Annotated in this window: 18 protein-coding genes; 9 read left to right on the top strand and 9 right to left on the bottom strand. The window is 64.8% G+C overall.

Annotated features, from left to right (window positions below; all coding sequences use genetic code 11):
- The first annotated feature begins 140 nt into the window (after window positions 1–140).
- Window positions 141–1259 (top strand): Ppx/GppA phosphatase family protein, encoded by a 1119-nt coding sequence (locus BN1233_RS11800; protein ID WP_425311705.1) that lies wholly within the window; start codon window positions 141–143, stop codon window positions 1257–1259.
- Window positions 1256–1963: an RlmE family RNA methyltransferase gene (locus BN1233_RS11795; RefSeq protein WP_046863702.1), complete on the top strand. Its 708-nt coding sequence runs from the start codon at window positions 1256–1258 to the stop codon at window positions 1961–1963. Before BN1233_RS11800 ends, BN1233_RS11795 begins: the two co-directional genes overlap by 4 nt.
- Before the next feature lie 102 nt (window positions 1964–2065).
- On the opposite strand, the gene BN1233_RS11790 is transcribed toward BN1233_RS11795, so the two are convergent.
- Window positions 2066–2962, bottom strand: coding sequence for a dienelactone hydrolase family protein (locus BN1233_RS11790; RefSeq protein WP_425311713.1), 897 nt, complete (start codon window positions 2960–2962; stop codon window positions 2066–2068).
- 22 nt (window positions 2963–2984) lie between these two features.
- Entirely contained in the window at window positions 2985–4409 is a 1425-nt protein-coding gene (locus BN1233_RS11785) for a DHA2 family efflux MFS transporter permease subunit (protein ID WP_046863700.1), read from the bottom strand.
- Window positions 4410–4663: 254 nt separating this feature from the next.
- Between BN1233_RS11785 and guaB the strand changes: the two genes are divergently transcribed.
- From guaB to guaA, 4 genes are read left to right on the top strand one after another with little or no spacing between them, the layout of a single operon-like run.
- Window positions 4664–6157, top strand: coding sequence for an IMP dehydrogenase (gene guaB, locus BN1233_RS11780; protein WP_046863699.1), 1494 nt, complete (start codon window positions 4664–4666; stop codon window positions 6155–6157).
- A gap of 47 nt (window positions 6158–6204) precedes the next feature.
- Window positions 6205–6633, top strand: coding sequence for an MAPEG family protein (locus BN1233_RS11775; protein WP_046863698.1), 429 nt, complete (start codon window positions 6205–6207; stop codon window positions 6631–6633).
- A complete protein-coding gene (locus BN1233_RS11770) occupies window positions 6630–7934 on the top strand; it encodes an RsmB/NOP family class I SAM-dependent RNA methyltransferase (protein ID WP_046863697.1) in 1305 nt (434 codons plus the stop codon). The genes BN1233_RS11775 and BN1233_RS11770 overlap by 4 nt, the downstream gene beginning before the upstream one ends.
- 60 nt (window positions 7935–7994) lie before the next feature.
- The gene (gene guaA, locus BN1233_RS11765) at window positions 7995–9551 is read left to right on the top strand and encodes a glutamine-hydrolyzing GMP synthase (protein ID WP_046863696.1); all 1557 of its coding nucleotides are present in this window, start codon (window positions 7995–7997) and stop codon (window positions 9549–9551) included.
- Between the two features lie 18 nt (window positions 9552–9569).
- Here guaA and BN1233_RS11760 read toward each other — a convergent pair whose 3' ends face one another.
- The gene (locus BN1233_RS11760; RefSeq protein ID WP_046863695.1) at window positions 9570–9983 is read right to left on the bottom strand and encodes a type II toxin-antitoxin system VapC family toxin; all 414 of its coding nucleotides are present in this window, start codon (window positions 9981–9983) and stop codon (window positions 9570–9572) included.
- Between the two features lie 5 nt (window positions 9984–9988).
- Window positions 9989–10246, bottom strand: coding sequence for a type II toxin-antitoxin system Phd/YefM family antitoxin (locus BN1233_RS11755; protein WP_046863694.1), 258 nt, complete (start codon window positions 10244–10246; stop codon window positions 9989–9991).
- Window positions 10247–10420: 174 nt separating this feature from the next.
- On the opposite strand from BN1233_RS11755, the gene BN1233_RS11750 reads away from it, so the two are divergent.
- The 3 genes from BN1233_RS11750 to der all read left to right on the top strand — a co-directional run bounded on the left by BN1233_RS11750 (window position 10421) and on the right by der (window position 13134).
- The gene (locus BN1233_RS11750) at window positions 10421–11011 is read left to right on the top strand and encodes an NnrU family protein (protein ID WP_046863693.1); all 591 of its coding nucleotides are present in this window, start codon (window positions 10421–10423) and stop codon (window positions 11009–11011) included.
- Between the two features lie 89 nt (window positions 11012–11100).
- A complete protein-coding gene (locus tag BN1233_RS11745) occupies window positions 11101–11775 on the top strand; it encodes a tetratricopeptide repeat protein (RefSeq protein ID WP_046863692.1) in 675 nt (224 codons plus the stop codon).
- A gap of 18 nt (window positions 11776–11793) precedes the next feature.
- A complete protein-coding gene (der, locus tag BN1233_RS11740) occupies window positions 11794–13134 on the top strand; it encodes a ribosome biogenesis GTPase Der (RefSeq protein WP_046863691.1) in 1341 nt (446 codons plus the stop codon).
- 85 nt (window positions 13135–13219) lie between these two features.
- Here the strand turns inward: der and BN1233_RS11735 are convergent, their stop codons facing one another.
- The 5 genes from BN1233_RS11735 to alr form a co-directional block, all read right to left on the bottom strand.
- The gene (locus tag BN1233_RS11735) at window positions 13220–13966 is read right to left on the bottom strand and encodes an SDR family NAD(P)-dependent oxidoreductase (RefSeq protein ID WP_046863690.1); all 747 of its coding nucleotides are present in this window, start codon (window positions 13964–13966) and stop codon (window positions 13220–13222) included.
- Window positions 13967–13969: 3 nt separating this feature from the next.
- The gene (gene purF / locus BN1233_RS11730; RefSeq protein WP_046863689.1) at window positions 13970–15451 is read right to left on the bottom strand and encodes an amidophosphoribosyltransferase; all 1482 of its coding nucleotides are present in this window, start codon (window positions 15449–15451) and stop codon (window positions 13970–13972) included.
- A gap of 114 nt (window positions 15452–15565) precedes the next feature.
- Complete coding sequence (locus tag BN1233_RS11725; RefSeq protein ID WP_046863688.1) at window positions 15566–16180, bottom strand: CvpA family protein; 615 nt, start codon at window positions 16178–16180, stop codon at window positions 15566–15568.
- Window positions 16181–16257: 77 nt separating this feature from the next.
- Window positions 16258–17673 carry a DNA repair protein RadA gene (gene radA / locus BN1233_RS11720; RefSeq protein ID WP_046863687.1) on the bottom strand — a complete coding sequence of 472 codons (1416 nt, stop codon included), beginning with the start codon at window positions 17671–17673 and terminating at the stop codon, window positions 16258–16260.
- Entirely contained in the window at window positions 17673–18803 is a 1131-nt protein-coding gene (gene alr, locus BN1233_RS11715) for an alanine racemase (RefSeq protein WP_046863686.1), read from the bottom strand. The genes radA and alr overlap by 1 nt, the downstream gene beginning before the upstream one ends.
- Window positions 18804–18840: the final 37 nt, after the last annotated feature.

Genomic DNA, 18840 nt, shown 5'->3' with positions numbered 1-18840 from the left:
TCTCAAGTACCAAAGCATCGGACCCAAAAGTGGATTCCACTTTTGGGTCCGATGCTAAAGCGCCCTTTGCAGATCGATAAGGCCACGGTTACGATCAAGGGGAGTGGCGCATCGCGGCGCCACGCCGGAGGACATTGCGTTTGGCGAGCCGGAGTGACACCGCGGCCGATGTCGAGGAGCAGGATGAAGGCCCGGCGTTGCCGAGGTCACCATCTCTCTCTGCACAAGCGACTGCCTCGAGCGGGTGGCGGGGAAGGCACGGCCCGGGGAGATCCGGAAGCTACGCGGCTCTCGACCTCGGCACCAACAATTGCCGGCTCCTCATCGCGGAGCCGACCCCCCGCGGATTTCGGGTCGTCGATGCCTTTTCGCGGATCGTGCGTCTGGGTGAGGGCCTCGGGCGCGGAGCGCGGCTGAGCGAGGCTGCGATTGGCCGCACAATCGAGGCGCTCGCGATCTGCCGGGACAAGATGATGGCTCGCGGTGTCACGCGCGCGCGGCTCGTCGCAACCGAGGCATGCCGCTTCGCGGAGAACGGGCCAAATTTCATTGCCCGGGTCCGGAGTGAGCTCAACCTCCAGCTCGAGGTCGTCGATCGCCGCACGGAAGCCTTTCTGGCGGTGACCGGCTGCGCCTCCCTCGCGGATCCATCAGCTCAATCGGTGGTTGTCTTCGATATCGGCGGTGGGTCTACCGAGATCGCCTGGCTCGAGGGACCTGCACCCGGCGTGCTGGCCGATCCGAGCAAGCGCATCCGCGCCTGGGATTCGCTCCCCGTCGGAGTCGTGACGCTGGCCGAAAGATATGGGGGCGTCGAAGTCAGCCCCACGGTGTTCGAGGCTATGGTCGAGGAGGTGGCGGAGCTTCTCCTGAGCTTCATGACGGTCGCGGCGCGGGCCGGAGATGGCGCGCGCTTTCATCTGCTCGGCACTTCCGGCACGGTTACGACCATTGGTGGAATTCATCTTCGATTGCCGCGCTACGACCGTCGGCGTGTGGACGGGCTCTGGATGAGAAATGAGGACATCACCGATGTCGTGGATCGCCTGCTCGGCACGCCATACGAAGCAAGGGCTTCGAATCCGTGCATCGGCCGCGAACGAGCCGATCTGGTGCTCGCGGGATGTGCGATCCTCGAATCAATCCGCCGTGCTTTTCCGAGCGAGCGCCTGCGCATTGCGGATCGCGGCCTGCGAGAGGGTATCCTCATGAACCTGATGCGTGAGGACAGGGTCTGGCGTGATGGGGGGCACTCGTGAGCGGAGGCGGCGAAACCGGCGCTCGCAACCTGAAGCAACGGCTGAAGACCGCGCGCAAACGGACCCTCTCGTCCCAGAAGTGGCTGGAACGTCAGATCAATGATCCGTATGTCGCTCGGGCGAAGCGGGAAGGGTATCGTTCCCGTGCCGCCTACAAGCTGATCGAAATCGACCAGAAGTACAAGGTCCTCAGGCCCGGGCAGCGCATCGTCGATCTCGGCGCCGCCCCGGGCGGCTGGTCCCAGGTCGCGGCCCGCAAGATCGGCCTGGGTGAGGGGAGAGGTCGGATCGTCGCGATCGATCTCCTTCCGATGGAGCCACTCGCAGGGGTCGACTTTCTCGAGCTCGACTTCCTCGACGAGAAAGCGCCGGAGATCCTGGTGTCCAGACTGGGCGGCGAGGCGGATCTCGTCATGTCGGACATGGCGGCCAATACCACCGGGCACAAGAAAACCGACCACCTTCGCATCATGGGGCTCGCCGAAATGGCGGCAGATTTCGCGAGACAGGTCCTCGCGCCCGGAGGGGCATTTCTCGCCAAGGTTTTCCAGGGAGGAACGGAGGGGAGCCTTCTGACCGCCCTGAAGCAGGATTTCGCGCAGGTCCGGCACGTCAAGCCGGCGGCCAGCCGAGCGGACTCGGCGGAGCTGTATGTGCTCGCGACAGGGTTCCGAGGCAGGCAGGACACTCGAGCCGAGGCTTGAGCTCGGCTCCCGAGCCTTCCAGCAGGGGAGGCCGGTGTCGACGGGCCTCCTAAGTGTTGGAGCCGTCCGTTTCCTCGAGACTCGAGCGGCCTTGGCCGATCGTCAGGCCACGTATTTTCTGAGAAACGCGACTGTCCGACCCCAGGCCTGCTCAGCGGCGGCCTTGTCGTATCGGGCTGCGTTGGTGTCGTTGTTGAACGCGTGGTTCGCGCCCTCGTAGACGTAGAGCTCGTAGGTCTTTCCCGCCTTCTTGAGCGCCTCCTCGAACGCGGGAATGCCTGCATTAATGCGCTCGTCGAGACCCGCATAGTGCAGCATGAGCGGCGCCTTGATCTTCGGGACGTCTGCGGCGTCGGGTTGTCGGCCGTAATAGGCGACCCCGGCGGCAAGATTGGGCTCGGCCACGGCAAGATCGTTCACGGCGCCGCCGCCCCAGCAGAACCCGACGGCTCCGGCCTTGCCGTTCCCCTCCGAGTGGGATCGGAGGAAAGCGATGGCCGCTCGCCCCGATGCGACGACATCAGGATGTTTGAGCTGACCGATCATCTCCCGCGCCTTGTCCTCGTCGGCAGGCGTGCCTCCGATCGGTGACAGGTAGTCGAGCCCGAGGGCGAGAAAGCCTTCAGCGGCGAGACGGCGGGTCACATCCTTGATGTGCGGGTTGAGTCCTCGGTTCTCGTGGATGACGAGAACGGCGGGCGATCTGCCTCCGCTCCTCGGCTTTGCGAGATAGCCCTGGAGGTCGTTCACGCCCGGGACGGCAACCATTCCGGCCGAGAGCCGTGGATCATCCTCGGAAACGGTCTGCGCTTGCGCGTAGTCGTTCTGCAGAGCGCCGAGAAGCACCGAAGCGGCTGCGGTGCTGCCTGCAAGCGTGGCCAGACGATCGAGGAACAGCCTGCGGCTGATCCCGCCATGCGTATATGCGTCGTAGAGATCGATGACCTTCTGGTCCATGGCGCGTGCCTTCGTGTCTCGACGAGCCGAACTTAGGGTAATGCCTCGGAAAGAGGAGCCGGATTCACGGACTGGTCTGCTCGTCGCGGTCCGCCTGCCGTGACTTCAGCCGGTGTCCGGACATTTCGGCACCGGCATCGGGCGGAAGCCGGACGAAGACGAAGAACGACAAGGCGGCAATGGCGGCAACGAACCCGAAGGCCGGAGCGAAGTCCTGGGCTGAAATCTCGGATGCGCCTCGAAATGCTGTTGCAGCATCGAGCGCGAAACCGCCGAGAGCCACCCCGATGCTCAGGGAGAGCTGCTGCGTGGCGCTCGCTAGCGCGGTGGCATGGCTCATGTCCCGGTTGGTCATGTCGGCATAGGCGAGCGCGTTCAAGCTGGTGAAGAGCAAAGACCTGAAACATCCGCCGGCGATCAGAACGGTGATGATCAGCCAATGCGGGGTCGACGACGTGAACAGGCCGTTGGCGGCCAGAAATGCCGACCCCGCCAGAGCAGTCACCGTCAACACTCTCCGAAAGCCGAAGCGTTCCAGGGTCCTCTTCGCGATCGTCTTCGAGAAGAGCGCCCCGACTGCAGCGGCAAAGGTCAGAGATCCGGACTGGAAAGGATCCAGCCCGAAGCCGAGCTGAAACAGGAGCGGGAGGAGAAAGGGGATCGCTCCGATGCCGATCCGGAAGAAGAGCCCTCCGAGTATGCTGGCACGGAAGGTTCGGATCCGCAGGAGACTCAGGCGGAGGAGAGGATGCCGGTTACGGCTTGCATGGAGCAGGTAGCTGAGCAGAGCGGTCGCGCCGATCAGAGCTGACAATGCGGATGCCCAGAGGGGCAAAAGATGACGACCTCCGGTCGCGACGCCCAGCATGAGGAAAGCCAACCCGCCGCCCGAGAGGAGAAATCCACGCCAGTCCAGGTCGGGAATATCGGGTTCTCGGACGTTGGGAACGTAGATCGTGGAGAGGACGATCCCGGCGATTCCGATCGGGATGTTGATCAGAAAGATCCATCGCCAGTGGAAATAGGTCGTGATGAAGCCGCCGAGCGGCGGCCCGATCAGCGGCCCCATGAGGGCCGGGATCGTCAAGGTCGCCAGGGCCTGCACGACCTCATTTCGCGGAACGCTCCGCAGGAGCACGAGCCGTCCCACCGGGGTCATCATCGCGCCGCCCATGCCCTGAAAGAAGCGAGCCGCCACGAATGCCCCGAGCGAGCCGGATACCGCACAGGCGAGCGAGCCCAGCATGAAAACGCCGATCGCGGTCCGGAACACCGTGCGCGCGCCGAACCGATCGGCCATCCATCCGGAGACCGGAATGAACACGGCGAGGCTCACGAGATAGGAGGTGAGCGCAAGCTTGAGCGCGACGGGATCCGTACCGATGTCGCGGGCGATCGCGGGCAGGGATGTCGCGATCACCGTGGAGTCCATGTTCTCCATGAAGAGCGCGGTGGCGATGATCAGCGGGATCAGGCGAGAGGGGCGCATGGCGTGCGGGATTAACGCATGATCTCGAGCCGGGGGAATCAACTGTTCGGAATATCCAATCGAGACCTCCAGTCGGTCGTGGCAGCACGGCGGCCCGGAGCAATCCCGCTCGAAGGCTCCGGGCAGCATCCAGGCCGGAGCTTGGCCGCGTGGACCCGATTCGTGCCTATGCAGGTAGCCACGCGCGTGCTACGGACCCGCGCCAACTCATGGCGGCCAATCGGTCGTCCGGTCCCCTATTCAAGGAGTTGGTGATGGCTCGCATCGTCGTCGGACATCTCGTCGAAGGGCTGACTTTCGACGATGTTCTGTTGCGCCCCGGACGATCCGAGGTTCTCCCGAGCGAGGTCGATCTCGGCACGCGCCTGACGCCGACGATCTCCCTCAACCTTCCGATCATCGCGTCCGCGATGGACACCGTGACGGAAGCGCGAATGGCGATCGCCATGGCGCAGAACGGTGGGCTCGGCGTCATTCACCGGAATTTCGAGCCGGAGGCCCAGGCCGATGAGGTCCGGCTCGTCAAGAAATACGAATCCGGGATGGTGATGAACCCGATCACCATCCACCCCGACGAGAAACTCTCGGAAGCGCTCGCGATGATGAAGCGCCATTCGATCTCCGGCATCCCGGTGGTCGAGCGGGGACCGGGCGGATCCCGCGGCAAGCTGGTCGGTATCCTGACGAACCGCGACGTGCGCTTCGCGACGAACCCGGCGCAACCTGTCGCCGAGCTCATGACGAAGGACCGGCTCATCACGGTTCGCGAGGGAGTTTCGCAGGACGAAGCCAAGCGTCTCCTCCATCAGTTCCGGATCGAGAAGCTTCTCGTCGTCGACGATCATTTCCGGTGCATCGGGTTGATCACCGTGAAGGATATCGAGAAGCAGGTGACCTATCCCAATGCCGCGAAGGACGAGCAGGGCCGCCTCCGGGTCGCCGCCGCCACCACCACCGGTGAGCAGGGCTTCGAGCGATCCGAACGACTGGTCGATGCCGGGTGCGATGTGATCGTCGTGGACACGGCGCACGGGCATTCCGTGCGCGTTCTCGAAAGCGTGACCCGCGTCAAGAAGTTGTCGAATGCGGTGCAGGTCATTGCGGGCAATGTCGCGACCCGGGATGGGGCAAAGGCGCTCATCGACGCGGGCGCGGACGCCATCAAGGTCGGGATCGGGCCAGGCTCGATCTGCACGACCCGGATCGTCGCCGGAGTCGGGGTGCCACAGCTCACTGCGATCATGGAGGCCGTCGAGGCAGCCGCCGAGACGGACACGCCGGTCATCGCCGACGGTGGAATCAAATTCTCGGGCGACCTCGCCAAGGCGATCGCGGCCGGAGCGTCCTGCGCCATGGTTGGGTCGTTGCTCGCCGGTACCGAGGAGGCGCCCGGAGAGGTTTTTCTCTATCAAGGCCGGTCCTACAAGGCATATCGCGGCATGGGATCGGTCGGCGCCATGGCCCGAGGGTCGGCCGACCGCTACTTCCAGGCCGAAGTCCGGGATACGCTCAAGCTCGTGCCGGAAGGCGTCGAGGGCCAAGTGGCGTACAAGGGGCCGGTCGCCACTGTGCTCCATCAGCTCTCGGGCGGGTTGCGCGCAGCCATGGGCTATGTCGGAGGCGCCAACATCCGTGAGTTCCAGGATCGAGCACAGTTCGTGCGGATTACGAACGCCGGATTGCGGGAAAGCCATGTCCACGACGTGACGATCACGCGTGAGAGCCCGAACTATCCTACGAGGTCCTGAGACGTGACGATCACACGCGAGAGCGCGACTCGCATTGCGAGGTCTTGATGGGCGTTGGGAGTATTCTGGCGCCGGTCTTCGTCCGGGTCGCGCTGACCCTCGTGCTGCTCGCAGCCCTCGGCCATGCGCGTGTGGGAGCGCTCAGGGCGGGTCTGGTGCGGATGGACGAGATCGCTCTCGGCGAGCGGCGTTGGCCGACTTCCGTCCAGAAGCTCGCGAACGCGTTTCACAACCAGCTCGAGCTGCCGGTCCTGTTCTATCTCGTTGTCGTAATCGCTCTTCTGACACGCCAAGCAGATGTCCTATTCGTGATTCTGTCCTGGTGCTTCGTCCTCATGCGCCTCGTGCATGCCGCGATCCACATCACGACGAATGTGGTCGCACAGCGGTTCCAGGTCTTCTCGGTCGGCGTCATTCTTCTCGCGATCCTCTGGATGCTTCTTGCCTGGCGTATTCTCGCGGGTGATACGCCATGACGCCCGCTGCTCGAATCGCCGCGGCGATCGATGTGTTGTCCGAAATCGAGGAGCGCCGTCGCCCGGCATCGGACGCCTTGAAAGAGTGGGGAATTTCCCACCGGTTCGCCGGCTCGAAGGACCGGGCCAATATCGCATCGCTCGTCTACGATGCATTGCGGCGGAAATCGTCTGCGGCGTGGATCATGGGCGATGCTACGCCCCGGGCCATCATGCTGGGTGCCCTGCGCCTCCAGAGGAACTACACGATCGACCAGATTGCGAGCCTCTGTTCTGGAGAGCGATATGCCCCGGCGCCGCTCTCCGAGAGCGAACGGGAGCGGCTCGATCGTCCGGATCTTTCGCAGGCACCTGCCTGGATCGCGGGAGATTTTCCGGAATGGCTCGAGCCCTCGCTCCGCCGCGCGTTCTCCGGCAATGTCGCGGTAGAGATGCAGGCGCTGGATGCGCGCGCACCGCTCGATCTCAGAGTGAACCTTCTGAAGGCGGCCGGGCGGGAGGAGGCCCGTGAGGCCCTGTCGCATTTCGGTGCAATCGACACGCTGATTTCACCTTTGGGCCTTCGCATCATTACTGCCGAGGACGGGCGCGGGCCGGCCGTGCAGACCGAGCCGGCCTACATCAAGGGCTTGATCGAGATCCAGGACGAAGGCTCCCAGCTCGCGGCACTCCTGACGGGAGCCCAGCCGGGCGAGCAGGTCGTCGATCTCTGCGCCGGCGGCGGCGGCAAGACGCTCGCCCTCGCGGCGATGATGGAAAACCGTGGCCAGATCTATGCCTCCGACCTCGATCCACGTCGTCTGGCGCCGATCCACGCGCGGCTCGCACGAGCGGGGGCACGCAACGTCCAAGTGAGGACTCCGCGAGCGGGTTCCGATGTGCTTGCGGATCTGGACGGCCGGATCGACCTCGTCCTCGTCGACGCGCCTTGCACCGGCACTGGGACATGGCGGCGAAACCCGGATTCCAAATGGCGCGTCAGGCCGGGAAGCCTGGAGATCCGCTGCCGAGAGCAGGCAACAGTCCTCGACCGGGCCGCGCGACTCGTCCGGCCCGGTGGCCGCATCGCCTATGTGACCTGCTCGGTCCTGCCGGAAGAGAACGACGCGGCGGTGGCCGGCCTCTGCGAACGTGAGCCATACATCGTGGCACTCGACCCTGCCGAGATGGTCGCCCGGTCGGGCCTCCCACTCGATGCGGGGCGGATTCGGACCACGAACGGTCTCCAACTCTCCCCGTATCGGACCGGCACCGACGGCTTCTATATCAGCGTCCTCGAGCGACGGAGCAATCCGGCGTGAGAGGCAATACGTGACCCCGCAATCATTGCTCCCAAAGGCCCGGTGCCCTAACGACCCGCCATGACCCAGACGCACGACAAGATCCTGATCATCGACTTCGGCTCGCAAGTCACGCAGCTCATTGCCCGGCGTGTCCGGGAGGAGGGCGTGTATTCCGAGATCGTGCCCTTCAACAAAGCCGAACAGGCCATCCGGGACATGAAGCCGAAAGGGATCATCCTGTCGGGCGGCCCGGCCTCCGTGACCGGGGCAGATGCTCCATCGGCACCGGACACCGTGTTCACCTCCGGGGTTCCCGTCTTCGGGATCTGCTACGGCCAGCAGACGATGGCGAAGCAACTCGGAGGCGAGGTCGAGGGTGGACATCACGCCGAGTTCGGTCGTGCCGAGGTCGAGATCCTCTCGGAGAGTGCGCTTTTCCGCGGCGTCTGGCACAAGGGTGAGCGCTATCCCGTCTGGATGAGCCATGGCGACCGCGTGACGAAGCTGCCGGACGGCTTCGAGCCAATCGCCGTGTCGGAGAACGCCCCGTTCGCGATCGTCGCCGACGAGGGGCGTCGCTATTTCGGCGTGCAGTTCCACCCGGAGGTCGTGCATACGCCGCATGGCGCGCTGCTGATCCGGAACTTCGTGCGCGACATCGCGGGCTGCCGTGGCGACTGGACGATGGGCTCGTTCCGCGACGAGATGGTGGAGCGGATCCGCGAGCAAGTCGGCAAGGGCCGTGTGATCTGCGGGCTATCCGGTGGCGTCGACTCCGCGGTTGCCGCAGTCCTGATCCATGAGGCGATTGCGGACCAGCTCACCTGCGTGTTCGTGGATCACGGGCTGATGCGGGCTGCGGAAGCCGAGCAGGTCGTGAGCCTCTTCCGGGATCACTACAACATCCCGCTCGTGCACGTGCAGGCGCAAGATCTGTTCATCGGTGCCCTCGAAGGCGTCAGCGACCCCGAAGTTAAGCGCAAGACGATCGGTCGCCTCTTCATCGAAGTGTTCGAAGCGGAAGCCAAGAAGATTGGCGGAGCCGATTTCCTCGCTCAAGGGACGCTCTATCCGGACGTGATCGAAAGCGTCTCGTTCAGCGGCGGACCGTCGGTGACGATCAAGAGCCACCACAATGTAGGCGGATTGCCCGAGCGCATGAACATGAAGCTCGTCGAGCCGCTTCGGGAACTCTTCAAGGACGAAGTTCGCGAGCTCGGACGCAAACTGGGACTGCCCGACGCATTCGTGGGCCGACATCCGTTCCCGGGCCCCGGACTTGCCATTCGCGTTCCGGGCGAGATCACCCGCGAGAAACTCGACATCCTCCGCAAGGCCGATGCGATCTATCTCGAGGAGATCCGGCTCGCCGGCCTCTACGACGACATCTGGCAGGCCTTCGCGGTTCTCCTGCCCGTGAAGACCGTCGGCGTCATGGGCGATGAGCGCACCTATGATTATGTCTGTGCGCTACGCGCCGTGACATCCGTCGACGGAATGACGGCGGATTTCTATCCCTTCGACATGAAATTCATCGGCCGCGTTGCGACCCGCATCATCAATGAGGTGAAAGGGATCAACCGCGTCGTCTATGACGTCACGTCGAAGCCGCCCGGGACGATCGAGTGGGAGTGAATGTGTGCAGGCGACACATCACGTTTCTGCTGCCTCAAAGGGATTGAGGGTTTGGACTCCGAGCTGTTCAAAATCTCGAACATTGCGAGTAACGACAGTGAGGTTGTGCACCAGGGCAGTAGCGGCGATCATCGCATCTTCGATGAGATCGTCGGAACGATGATGCATGAGCTTCGCCCACCGGCGGAAGACCCGAGCATCCATTGCTAAGATATTGTATGATTCCGCCACCGTTTCGAGCCAACTCTCGATCTCGGCAGCCTTGGCCGAATCCTGCTCGCGAGTGATCTCGACGCCAGCTTGAGCCTCGCCGATAGTAACTACCGACAGGTAAAGGTCAGCGTCGGCGACGCTGTTCAGCCATGACAACACTGCACCGTGGGGTCGCGGACGACGAAGCTCGGAAACGATATTTGTATCGAGAAGATACATAGGCGTCAGTCGAGATCAGAGGGGCGTCGGCGCCGAAGGCGGCCTCGTGGAGGTACCGCAATGTCATGCCGCGGCCTGTCGGCGAGAAGCAGCTCCTTCAGAGTCGGGCGAACTGCTTGCTGGAGGCGCTGCCAATCCCTCACGGGAACGAGCACCGCTGCCTCCTGTCCGCGCTTGGTGACCAGCTGAGGACCTTCCGTCAGACACGTGTCGAGGAGTTCACTGAAGCGAGCTTTGGCATCCTGAACCGGCCAACTCTTCATATTTCATCAGTCCGTTCTGTTAGGCCTAGTCAGGTAACTAGTCATGGACGATCTGGAGTTCAAGCCGGAGCACCTGGCTGGAGCGGGCGCGATCTTGCATGACCGAGCGTGCATAGGTCCGGGACTCCCGGTCTTGGCTTTCTGCCGCTATAGGGGCAGCCCTCGGAGGCTCCAATGACGCTTCTTCTTCTCGGTCTTGTGATCTTCATCGGCACGCATCTCTCCACAACCGCTCGCGGAAACCGGAGAGCGCTGATCGCCCGGCTCGGGGAGGGCGGCTACAGGAGCCTCTACTCCCTCCTGTCGCTCATCGGGATCATCCTGATCGTCATCGGCTACGGGCAGTACCGCGCGAACGGGTACATTCCGGTCTGGGAGCCACCGGTTTTCACCCGCCACCTCGCGCTGCTGCTGGTCTGGTTCGCCTTCGTTGCCTTTGCCGCTGCCTACCTTCCCGGGCGCATCAAGGCGCGGCTCAAGCACCCGATGCTGGCGGGCGTGAAGATCTGGGCCTTTGCGCATTTGCTGGCAAACGGCGATCTCGGCTCGATCCTTCTCTTCGGCTCCTTCCTCGCCTGGGCCGTAATTGCCCGGATCAGCACCCGCTATCGGGACGAGGTCGTCGTGCATGGTGGGCCCGCCGCTCCACCGGCGGGCTGGCGCAACGACGTGCTCGCCATCGTCCTCGGGACCGTGGCCTATCTCGCCTTCGCGTTCTGGCTGCATCCCTGGCTGGTCGGCGTGCCCGTGCTTCCGGGCCGCTGAGTTCGACGGCCAATCCGCCCTCTCGCCTTGCGAAGTGGCCTGTGATACCCGACCCCCGTTCCGGGGGACGGCCCGGCCGTTGAGGACCCATGGCAGCAGAAGACGAACAATTCATCCGAGAGGTCGAAGAGGAATACCGCCGGGATCGCATCGCGCAGTTCTGGCGCCGCTACAGCACCCTCATCGTGGCCGCTCTGCTGCTGCTGCTCGTTGGAGTCGGCGGCTGGCGCTATTGGCAGCACTCGCAGGCGCAAACCGCACAGGCCGCCGCGGTCCGGTTCTACGAGGCGTCGGAACTCGCGGAGCAGGGCAAGCACGACGAGGCGCGGGCCGCCTTCGAGTCTCTGGCGGCCGATGCGCCCGGTGGCTACGCCCTCCTGACGCGCTTCCGCCTTGCCGCCGAACTGGGCCGCACCGATGCCGAGGGTGGCGCGACGGCCTATGACGCCCTCGCGGCAGACGGCAACATCAATCCTGTCTGGCAGGATCTCGCCCGATTGCGGGCATCGATGCTGCGCTTCGATAACGCAGATCCTGCCAAGATCCGGACGGATCTCGAGCGTCTTGCCGGCCCCGAACAGATTTGGCGCCATACTGCGCGTGAACTTCTCGGCCTCTCCGGGCTTAAAGCCCGCGACTATGAGTTTGCGAGCCAGTGGTTCGACCGGATCGCCGCCGATCGAGAGACGCCTGCGGGCCTGCGCCAGCGCCTGGAGATCTATACGGCTCTCGTTGCAGGTGGTCCCGTCACGAGCACGCAATAGGATTGGATCGGTGCCTCGATGCTGACCGTTGCAATCGTCGGGCGGCCGAACGTCGGCAAGTCGACGCTGTTCAACCGGCTCGTTGGAAAGAAGCTCGCCCTCGTCGACGATCGGCCGGGCGTGACGCGGGACCGGCGCGAGGGCGAGGCGAGACTCGGAGATCTCACCTTCCGCGTGGTCGACACGGCGGGGATCGAGGAGGCCGACGAGGGTACGCTGCTCGATCGGATGCGGTCACAGACCGAAGCCGCCATCGAGGATGCCGATGTGATCCTCTTCCTGGTGGACGCGCGGTCGGGCATCCTGCCGACCGACCGCCCCTTAGCCGACCTCGTCCGCCGCTCCGGAAGGCCAGTAATCCTCGTCGCCAACAAGGCGGAGGGTGGGGCCGGCCTCGCAGGGGCCTACGAGGCCTACTCGGTCGGCTTGGGCGATCCCGTGCCACTATCCGCCGAGCACGGGGAGGGGATGGCCGATCTCTTCGAAGCCCTGATGCCGTTCTTCCCGGAGCCGGGGGACGAGGAGGACGAACGGGAGGAGGGCAAGCCCCTCCAGGTCGCGATTGTGGGACGGCCCAATGCCGGAAAATCCACCCTGATCAATCGCCTGCTCGGCGAGGATCGGCTTCTCACCGGCCCCGAAGCCGGGATCACGCGCGATTCCATCGCCATCGACTGGTCCTGGCGTGGAAGACCGCTGCGGATTTTCGATACCGCCGGGTTGCGGAAGCGCTCCCGCGTCGAGGACAAGCTCGAGAAGCTCTCCGTCGCCAACGCTCTTCGCGCGGTCCAGTTCGCCGAAGTCGTCGTGGTTCTGCTCGATTCTACGATCCCGTTCGAAAAGCAGGATCTCTCGATCGTCGATCTCGTCGAGCAGGAGGGCAGGGCGCTCGTCATCGGTCTCAACAAATGGGATCTCGTCGCAGACCAACCCGGCCTGCTCCGGGAACTGCGCGAAAAGGCGACGCGGCTGCTCCCGCAGGTCAGGGGTGTCGCCGTCGTGCCGATATCGGGACTGGCGGGGACCGGGTTCGATCCGCTGATGCAGGCCATTTTCGCGGCCTTCGAGACCTGGAACCGGCGGATCTCGACCGCAAGACTGAATCAGTGGCTGGCGGATGCCATTGCCGCCAACCCGCCGCCGGCCGTCTCCGGTCGGCGGATCAAGATCCGATACATGACCCAGGTGAAGGCGCGCCCTCCGCACTTCGCCGTCTTCGGCAATCAGCTCGACGCCCTGCCGAAGAGCTACACGCGCTATCTCGTGAACAACATTCGCGACGCCTTCGATCTCAAGGGTGTTCCGATCCGGATGTCGCTCCGAACCGGCGAGAACCCTTATGATCGCGGGAAGCGGTAGGATCGGCGCTGCGGGCCCGGTGGCGGGCGCTCGATCACCGTGCGTTCAGCCCCTGGAAAAGTGGTGTCGAAGCTGCTCCTGGCGATCAATCGGCGGACTGTCGCCGGACCGTCATCAGAGCCCCGGTCTGAAAATCGAGGATCTTGCCGGTCTCGGTCCAGGCCGGGTCCGCCAGCCTCACGATCTCCGGGGCGAGCTCCTCGGGCGTGCGCAGCTTCAACGGGTCTTCGCCCGGCATGGCCTTTTGGCGCATAGCGGTGCGAAGGGGCCCCGGGCTGATGAGCATCACGCGGACCGGGGTCGTCACCGTCTCTGCGGCATAGGTGCGGACCAGGGCCTCCAAGGCGGCCTTCGAGACGGAATAGGGTCCCCAATAGGCCGTGCACTTCTCGGCAGCGCCCGAGGTCAGAAAGATAGCCCGGCCTGAATCGGATGCGCGCAGGAGCGGATCCAGCGAGCGGATCAGGCGCCAGTTGGCCGTGACGTTCACCGCCATGACGTCGTCCCAGACCGGCGGGTCGATGTGGGTGATCGGCGCTAGCTCGCCGAGAATCCCGGCATTGCCGAGCAGGATATCGAGCTTGCCCCAGCGCTGGTGGATTGCGGCGCCGAGCCTGTCGAGGGCCGGATAGTCCTTGACGTCCACGGGCACGAGCGTTGCGGACCCGCCGCGCTCCCGGATCTGGTCATCGAGCTCTTCGAGAGCACCCTGCGTACGGGCGAGGGCGATCACGTGAGCACCGGCTTCGGCCAGTGCGAGCGCGGCTGCGCGCCCGATACCCCGGGATGCGCCCGTCACCACGGCCACGCGGCCCTGCAGCTGCTGCGCCATGGCTCAGTCCGCCTCGGCCAAAACCGCGAGACGCCGGGGCGTTGCGACGGCAAGGTCTGTCAGCTTCGTGGGATAATCCCCCGTGAAGCAATGATCCGTGTATTGCGGCTGCAATGGATTGCGCGGTGCGTCTCCCATCGCGCGGTAAAGTCCCTCGATCGACAGGAAGGCGAGGGAATCGGCGCCGATGTAACGGCGCATCTCTTCGAGATCGTGGGTCGCCGCGAGCAGCTTTTCCTTTTCCGGCGTATCGATTCCATAGAAGTCTGGATGCGTAATCGGAGGGCTCGCAATGCGGAAATGGACTTCCGTGGCGCCCGCTTCACGCATCATCCGGACGATCTTCACCGAGGTCGTGCCGCGCACGAGGCTGTCGTCGACGAGAACGATACGCTTGCCCGCGACCGCGGCGCGGTTTGCGGAATGCTTCAACCGGACGCCGAGTTCACGAACCGATTGGGTCGGCTGGATGAAGGTGCGCCCGACATAGTGGTTCCGGATGATCCCGAGCTCGTAAGGCAGTGCGCTGGCCTGGGCGAAGCCGAGGGCGGCCGGTACGCCCGAGTCCGGAACGGGAATGATGACGTCGACATCCGCCGGCGCTTCCGCCGCGAGCTCACGCCCCATGGCCTTGCGCACGTCGTAGACGCTTCGCCCGTTCACGATCGAGTCGGGCCGCGCAAAATAGATGTATTCGAAGACACACGGGCGCGCCGGGCAGGCCGGCGCGAACCGGAAGGACTCGAGGCCCTCGTCCGAAATCACCACGACCTCGCCGTTCTCGATGTCGCGAACGAAACGCGCTCCGATGATGTCGAGTGCGCAGGTCTCGGATGCCAGGATATAGCGGCCATCGAGCTCACCCAGCACGAGCGGCCGGATTCCGAGAGGGTCGCGTGCGCCGATCAGCTTCTTGTTCGTGAGGGCGACGAGGGAATAGGCGCCTTCGATCTGCTGGATGGCCTCGACGAACCGGTCGATGAAGCGTTTGCGGCGGCTGCGCGCCACGAGGTGCACGATCACCTCGGTGTCGGTCGTTGACTGGCAGATCGCGCCGTCGCGAATGAGATTGCGGCGAAGCGTGAGGCCGTTCGTCAGATTGCCGTTGTGCGCGACTGCAAAGCCGCCACCGTCGAGCTCGGCAAAAAGCGGCTGGACATTGCGCAAGACGGTCTCGCCGGTGGTCGAGTAGCGCACGTGTCCGATGGACGAGAGGCCCTCGAGCCGCTCGATCGTCGCCCGATCGGAGAAGCTGTCGCCGACGAGGCCGAGCTTCCTTTCGAGATGAAAAAGGCTGCCATCGAAGGAGACGATGCCCGCTGCCTCCTGCCCGCGATGCTGCAGGGCGTGCAGCCCGAGCGCGGTGATGGCGGCAGCATCCGGATGCCCGTGAATTCCGAACACGCCGCACTCCTCGCGCAGTGTATCCCCGTCCAGGTCGAATGCGTCGGTCGGGAAGGATCCCGTCTCGGACGATGCAGACATGTCGATATCCCAGTGGCGCCCGATCCGCGAGCGCAACGGTCTTATGTAAGCGGCCCGCCGGCCTGCACCAGCAACCAGATCAGGCAAGGCCTCGGCGATGATCTCACGTTGACGTCAACTGCGCGGCGCCGGAGGTCTTGCAGGGGCACCCTGATTTGCCGGCGCCGGAGCACGCTGCGGATCGGGCTCGGCGGGCTCGGCAGGATCGCCCTCGGGCTGACCTCTCTTGCGCAGGTCCTGCAGGAGGCCTTCCGGATTGTCCGGGAGCATCGCGATCAGGCTGCTTCCGGTGCTTTCGAGGGCGGCCCGCGTCCGCGCCGACTCTGCCCATTCAGGGTTCTTTCCCTGCAACAGCCAGCCCAGGAACACCCAGCCGATCACACAGATCAGAAACCCGCGCGCCGCCCCGAACGCGAAGCCCAGCGTGCGATCGAGAGCGCCGATCCTCGAATCGAGGATCAGGTCGGAGACCTTCACCGTGATGATGGTCACGACGATCAGCGTCACGATGAACACGGCAGCGATCGCGGCCACGAGGGCCACCGTGTTGTTGTCGATATAGGGTTTCACATACGGGAGTGCGAGGGGATGGAAGGCCCAGGCCGCCGCGGCTGCCGCGACCCAGGCGACGATCGCGAGCACCTCCCGCGTAAAGCCGCGCACCGCAGCCAGCAGGGCCGAAATCAGCACGACGCCGATGACGACAAGGTCGAGGATCGAGACAGGCATGGGAGGGGCCTAGATAGAGGGCAAAGGAAAAATCGCTGGAGAGGATGCGCGCTGTATAGCGGCAAGTGTCGAGGTCGTCACCCTTCGCCACGCGCCAGAGCCGGCCGCTGGCGGGGCTTCGATGCGGCGATGCCGGCAACGAGATCAGTGATGTGGGCCATTGGATTGAGACGAAGCGGGGAGCGCTCGGTACCGTCGCGGGGCGGGGGCGCCACGGCGCGCTCGAAGCCGAGCTTCGCGGCCTCCTTGGCCCGCGCAGCTGCATGGGCGACCGGCCGGATGGCTCCCGAGAGGCCAAGCTCGCCGTAATAGACGGCATCGGAGGGGAGCGGCACGCCCGAAAGGGACGAAACCAGGGCCGCAGCAGCGGCCAGATCCGCGGCCGGCTCCGTGATGCGGAGGCCGCCTGCCACGTTCAGATACACGTCATGGGTTCCGAGCCGCAGCCCGCCATGGGCTTCGAGAACGGCGAGCACCATCGAGAGGCGGTTCTGATCCCAGCCGACAACCGCCCGGCGCGGCATGCCGAGGGGCGAGGGGGCGACCAGAGCCTGAATTTCGACGAGAAGGGGACGCGTGCCCTCCATTCCGGCGAAGACCGCCGCGCCGGCGGTACCTTGGTCGCGTCCCGAAAGGAACAGCTCGGACGGATTCTGAACCTCACGCAGCCCGCTGTCGGACATCTCGAAGACGCCGATCTCGTCCGTCGGACCGAACCGGTTCTTCGAGCCGCGCAGGATCCGGAAGTGGTGGGCGGCATCGCCCTCGAAAGAGATCACCGCGTCGACCATATGCTCGACGACTCGGGGGCCCGCAATCTGGCCGTCCTTGGTGACATGGCCCACCAGGATCACCGCGCTTCCCGTCGTCTTTGCGAACCGGATCAGGGCCTGGGCGCTGCCACGCACCTGCGTGACGGTGCCCGGGGCCGATTCGACCGTCTCGGTCCACATCGTCTGGATCGAGTCGATGATCGCGAGCGACGGGACCTTTCCGGTCGAGAGCGTTGCGATGATGTCCTCGACGTTCGTCTCCGAGGCGAGCTCAACGGGCGCGCCCGAGAGACCAAGTCTCTCCGCGCGGAGCCGAACCTGTGCAACGGCCTCCTCTCCGGAAATGTAGGCCACGCGATGCCCGGCGCTGGCGAGCGCCGCGGACGCCTGCATCAGGAGCGTCGACTTGCCGATGCCCGGATCACCCCCGAGGAGAATGACGGAGCCGCGCACGAAGCCGCCGCCGGTGACACGATCCAGCTCGCCGATGCCGCTCGCCGTGCGCGGTGCCTCGTGCGTATCGCCGGAGAGAGGCTCGAGCGGAAAGACCCGCCCCTTTGCGCGGGTTGGCCGGGTCGCCACTGGTCCCACCATGGGGTTTGACGACGCCGTCTCCTCGGCAATGGTGTTCCAGCCGCCACAGGCTTCGCACTTGCCCTTCCAGCGGTTGTAGACCGCACCGCAGCTCTGACAGATGAAGTTTGGGGTACGCTTGGCCATTACCGGGATGTATCGATGTAATTTCGGGCGTATCGCTGGCCCAGGCGCGTGAGGATCTCGTATCCGATCGTGCCGGCCCGGAAGCCGACCTCGTCAATTCCGAGGCCATCGCCGATGAGGGTGGCCATCGTGCCGCGCCGGACCTGATCGGGCGGGACATCCGTCACGTCGATGATGATCAGGTCCATCGAGACGGTGCCTGCAAAGGGGCAGCGCCGCCCTGCGACGACGGCCTCGCCGAACGGCGCGCTCGCAGCGATCTTCTCGTCACTGACGCTGCCGTTGCGCGGATAGCCGTCCGCATATCCGACCGACAACGTCGCGAGACGCCGCCGCCCGCGAGCGGTCCAGCGACCGTTGTATCCGGCAGCATCGCCTCTCTCGATCCAGCGTGTCTGGAGGATGCGGGCCTGCAGGCGGACGACCTCTCTCATGGGATTCGGAAGCCCAGGCATCGGATTGCCGCCATAGAGGGCGTAACCGGGACGGACGAGACTGAGATGGGGGCGTTGCGGAAGAAAAATCCCCGAGGAATTCGCGAGGGAGGCCGGAATGCCAGGGAGAGCGGACCGTACCGCTTCGAAGGCTGCGATCTGCTCGGCGTTCTTGGGATGATCCGGCTCCTCGGCCCGAACGAGATGGCTCATTACGAGCGATGGCATGAACGCCACGAGGCGCGGATCTTCGGCGAGGGAAAGTCCTTCGCTGATAGAAAGGCCGAGGCGGTTCATCCCCGTGTCGACGTGCAGCGCGGCGGGGAGGCGCACACCCCGGGCCGTGCAGAACGCGGCCCATTCGGTCATCTCTTCCTGAGATCCGAGAACCGGCCTGAGACCGGATATCGCAAAGCGGGAGGCAGTCCCGGGCAGAAGTCCGTTCAGCACGTAAACGGTTGCCCGGGGCGCAACGGCCAGTGCGCGCAGGCCTTCCGAAATTTGCGCGACGAAGAAGGTTTCGCAACCGGCCTCCGCGAGTGCGGGCACGGCGCGCTCGATTCCGAGGCCATAGGCATCCGCTTTGACGACGGCGGCAGTCGCCGCGTCCGCTGCGTGTGCGGCGAGGCGGCGCCAGTTCTCCGCCAGAGCCCCGAGGTCGATCGTGAGATGCGCGCCGGCCTCCTCGACCGACATTGATCCCGCTTCCAAGGAGGCGGGCTTCTGTGGCTGT

It is taken from the genome of Microvirga massiliensis, from assembly GCF_001006805.1.
Lineage (GTDB): Bacteria > Pseudomonadota > Alphaproteobacteria > Rhizobiales > Beijerinckiaceae > Microvirga > Microvirga massiliensis.
The sequence above is the reverse complement of the archived record's forward strand: the minus strand, read 5'-3'. Positions and strand labels throughout refer to the sequence as shown.

Excerpts from the sequence above, each read along its gene's own strand:
- BN1233_RS11785 (WP_046863700.1), bottom strand. The coding sequence starts at position 4,409 with ATGCGCCCCTCTCGCCTGATCCCGCTGATCATCGCCACCGCGCTCTTC.
- guaB (WP_046863699.1), top strand. The coding sequence starts at position 4,664 with ATGGCTCGCATCGTCGTCGGACATCTCGTCGAAGGGCTGACTTTCGAC.
- BN1233_RS11775 (WP_046863698.1), top strand. The coding sequence starts at position 6,205 with ATGGGCGTTGGGAGTATTCTGGCGCCGGTCTTCGTCCGGGTCGCGCTG.
- BN1233_RS11770 (WP_046863697.1), top strand. The coding sequence starts at position 6,630 with ATGACGCCCGCTGCTCGAATCGCCGCGGCGATCGATGTGTTGTCCGAA.
- guaA (WP_046863696.1), top strand. The coding sequence starts at position 7,995 with ATGACCCAGACGCACGACAAGATCCTGATCATCGACTTCGGCTCGCAA.
- BN1233_RS11760 (WP_046863695.1), bottom strand. The coding sequence starts at position 9,983 with ATGTATCTTCTCGATACAAATATCGTTTCCGAGCTTCGTCGTCCGCGA.
- BN1233_RS11755 (WP_046863694.1), bottom strand. The coding sequence starts at position 10,246 with ATGAAGAGTTGGCCGGTTCAGGATGCCAAAGCTCGCTTCAGTGAACTC.
- BN1233_RS11750 (WP_046863693.1), top strand. The coding sequence starts at position 10,421 with ATGACGCTTCTTCTTCTCGGTCTTGTGATCTTCATCGGCACGCATCTC.
- BN1233_RS11745 (WP_046863692.1), top strand. The coding sequence starts at position 11,101 with ATGGCAGCAGAAGACGAACAATTCATCCGAGAGGTCGAAGAGGAATAC.
- der (WP_046863691.1), top strand. The coding sequence starts at position 11,794 with ATGCTGACCGTTGCAATCGTCGGGCGGCCGAACGTCGGCAAGTCGACG.
- BN1233_RS11735 (WP_046863690.1), bottom strand. The coding sequence starts at position 13,966 with ATGGCGCAGCAGCTGCAGGGCCGCGTGGCCGTGGTGACGGGCGCATCC.
- purF (WP_046863689.1), bottom strand. The coding sequence starts at position 15,451 with ATGTCTGCATCGTCCGAGACGGGATCCTTCCCGACCGACGCATTCGAC.
- BN1233_RS11725 (WP_046863688.1), bottom strand. The coding sequence starts at position 16,180 with ATGCCTGTCTCGATCCTCGACCTTGTCGTCATCGGCGTCGTGCTGATT.
- radA (WP_046863687.1), bottom strand. The coding sequence starts at position 17,673 with ATGGCCAAGCGTACCCCAAACTTCATCTGTCAGAGCTGCGGTGCGGTC.
- alr (WP_046863686.1), bottom strand. The coding sequence starts at position 18,803 with ATGTCGGTCGAGGAGGCCGGCGCGCATCTCACGATCGACCTCGGGGCT.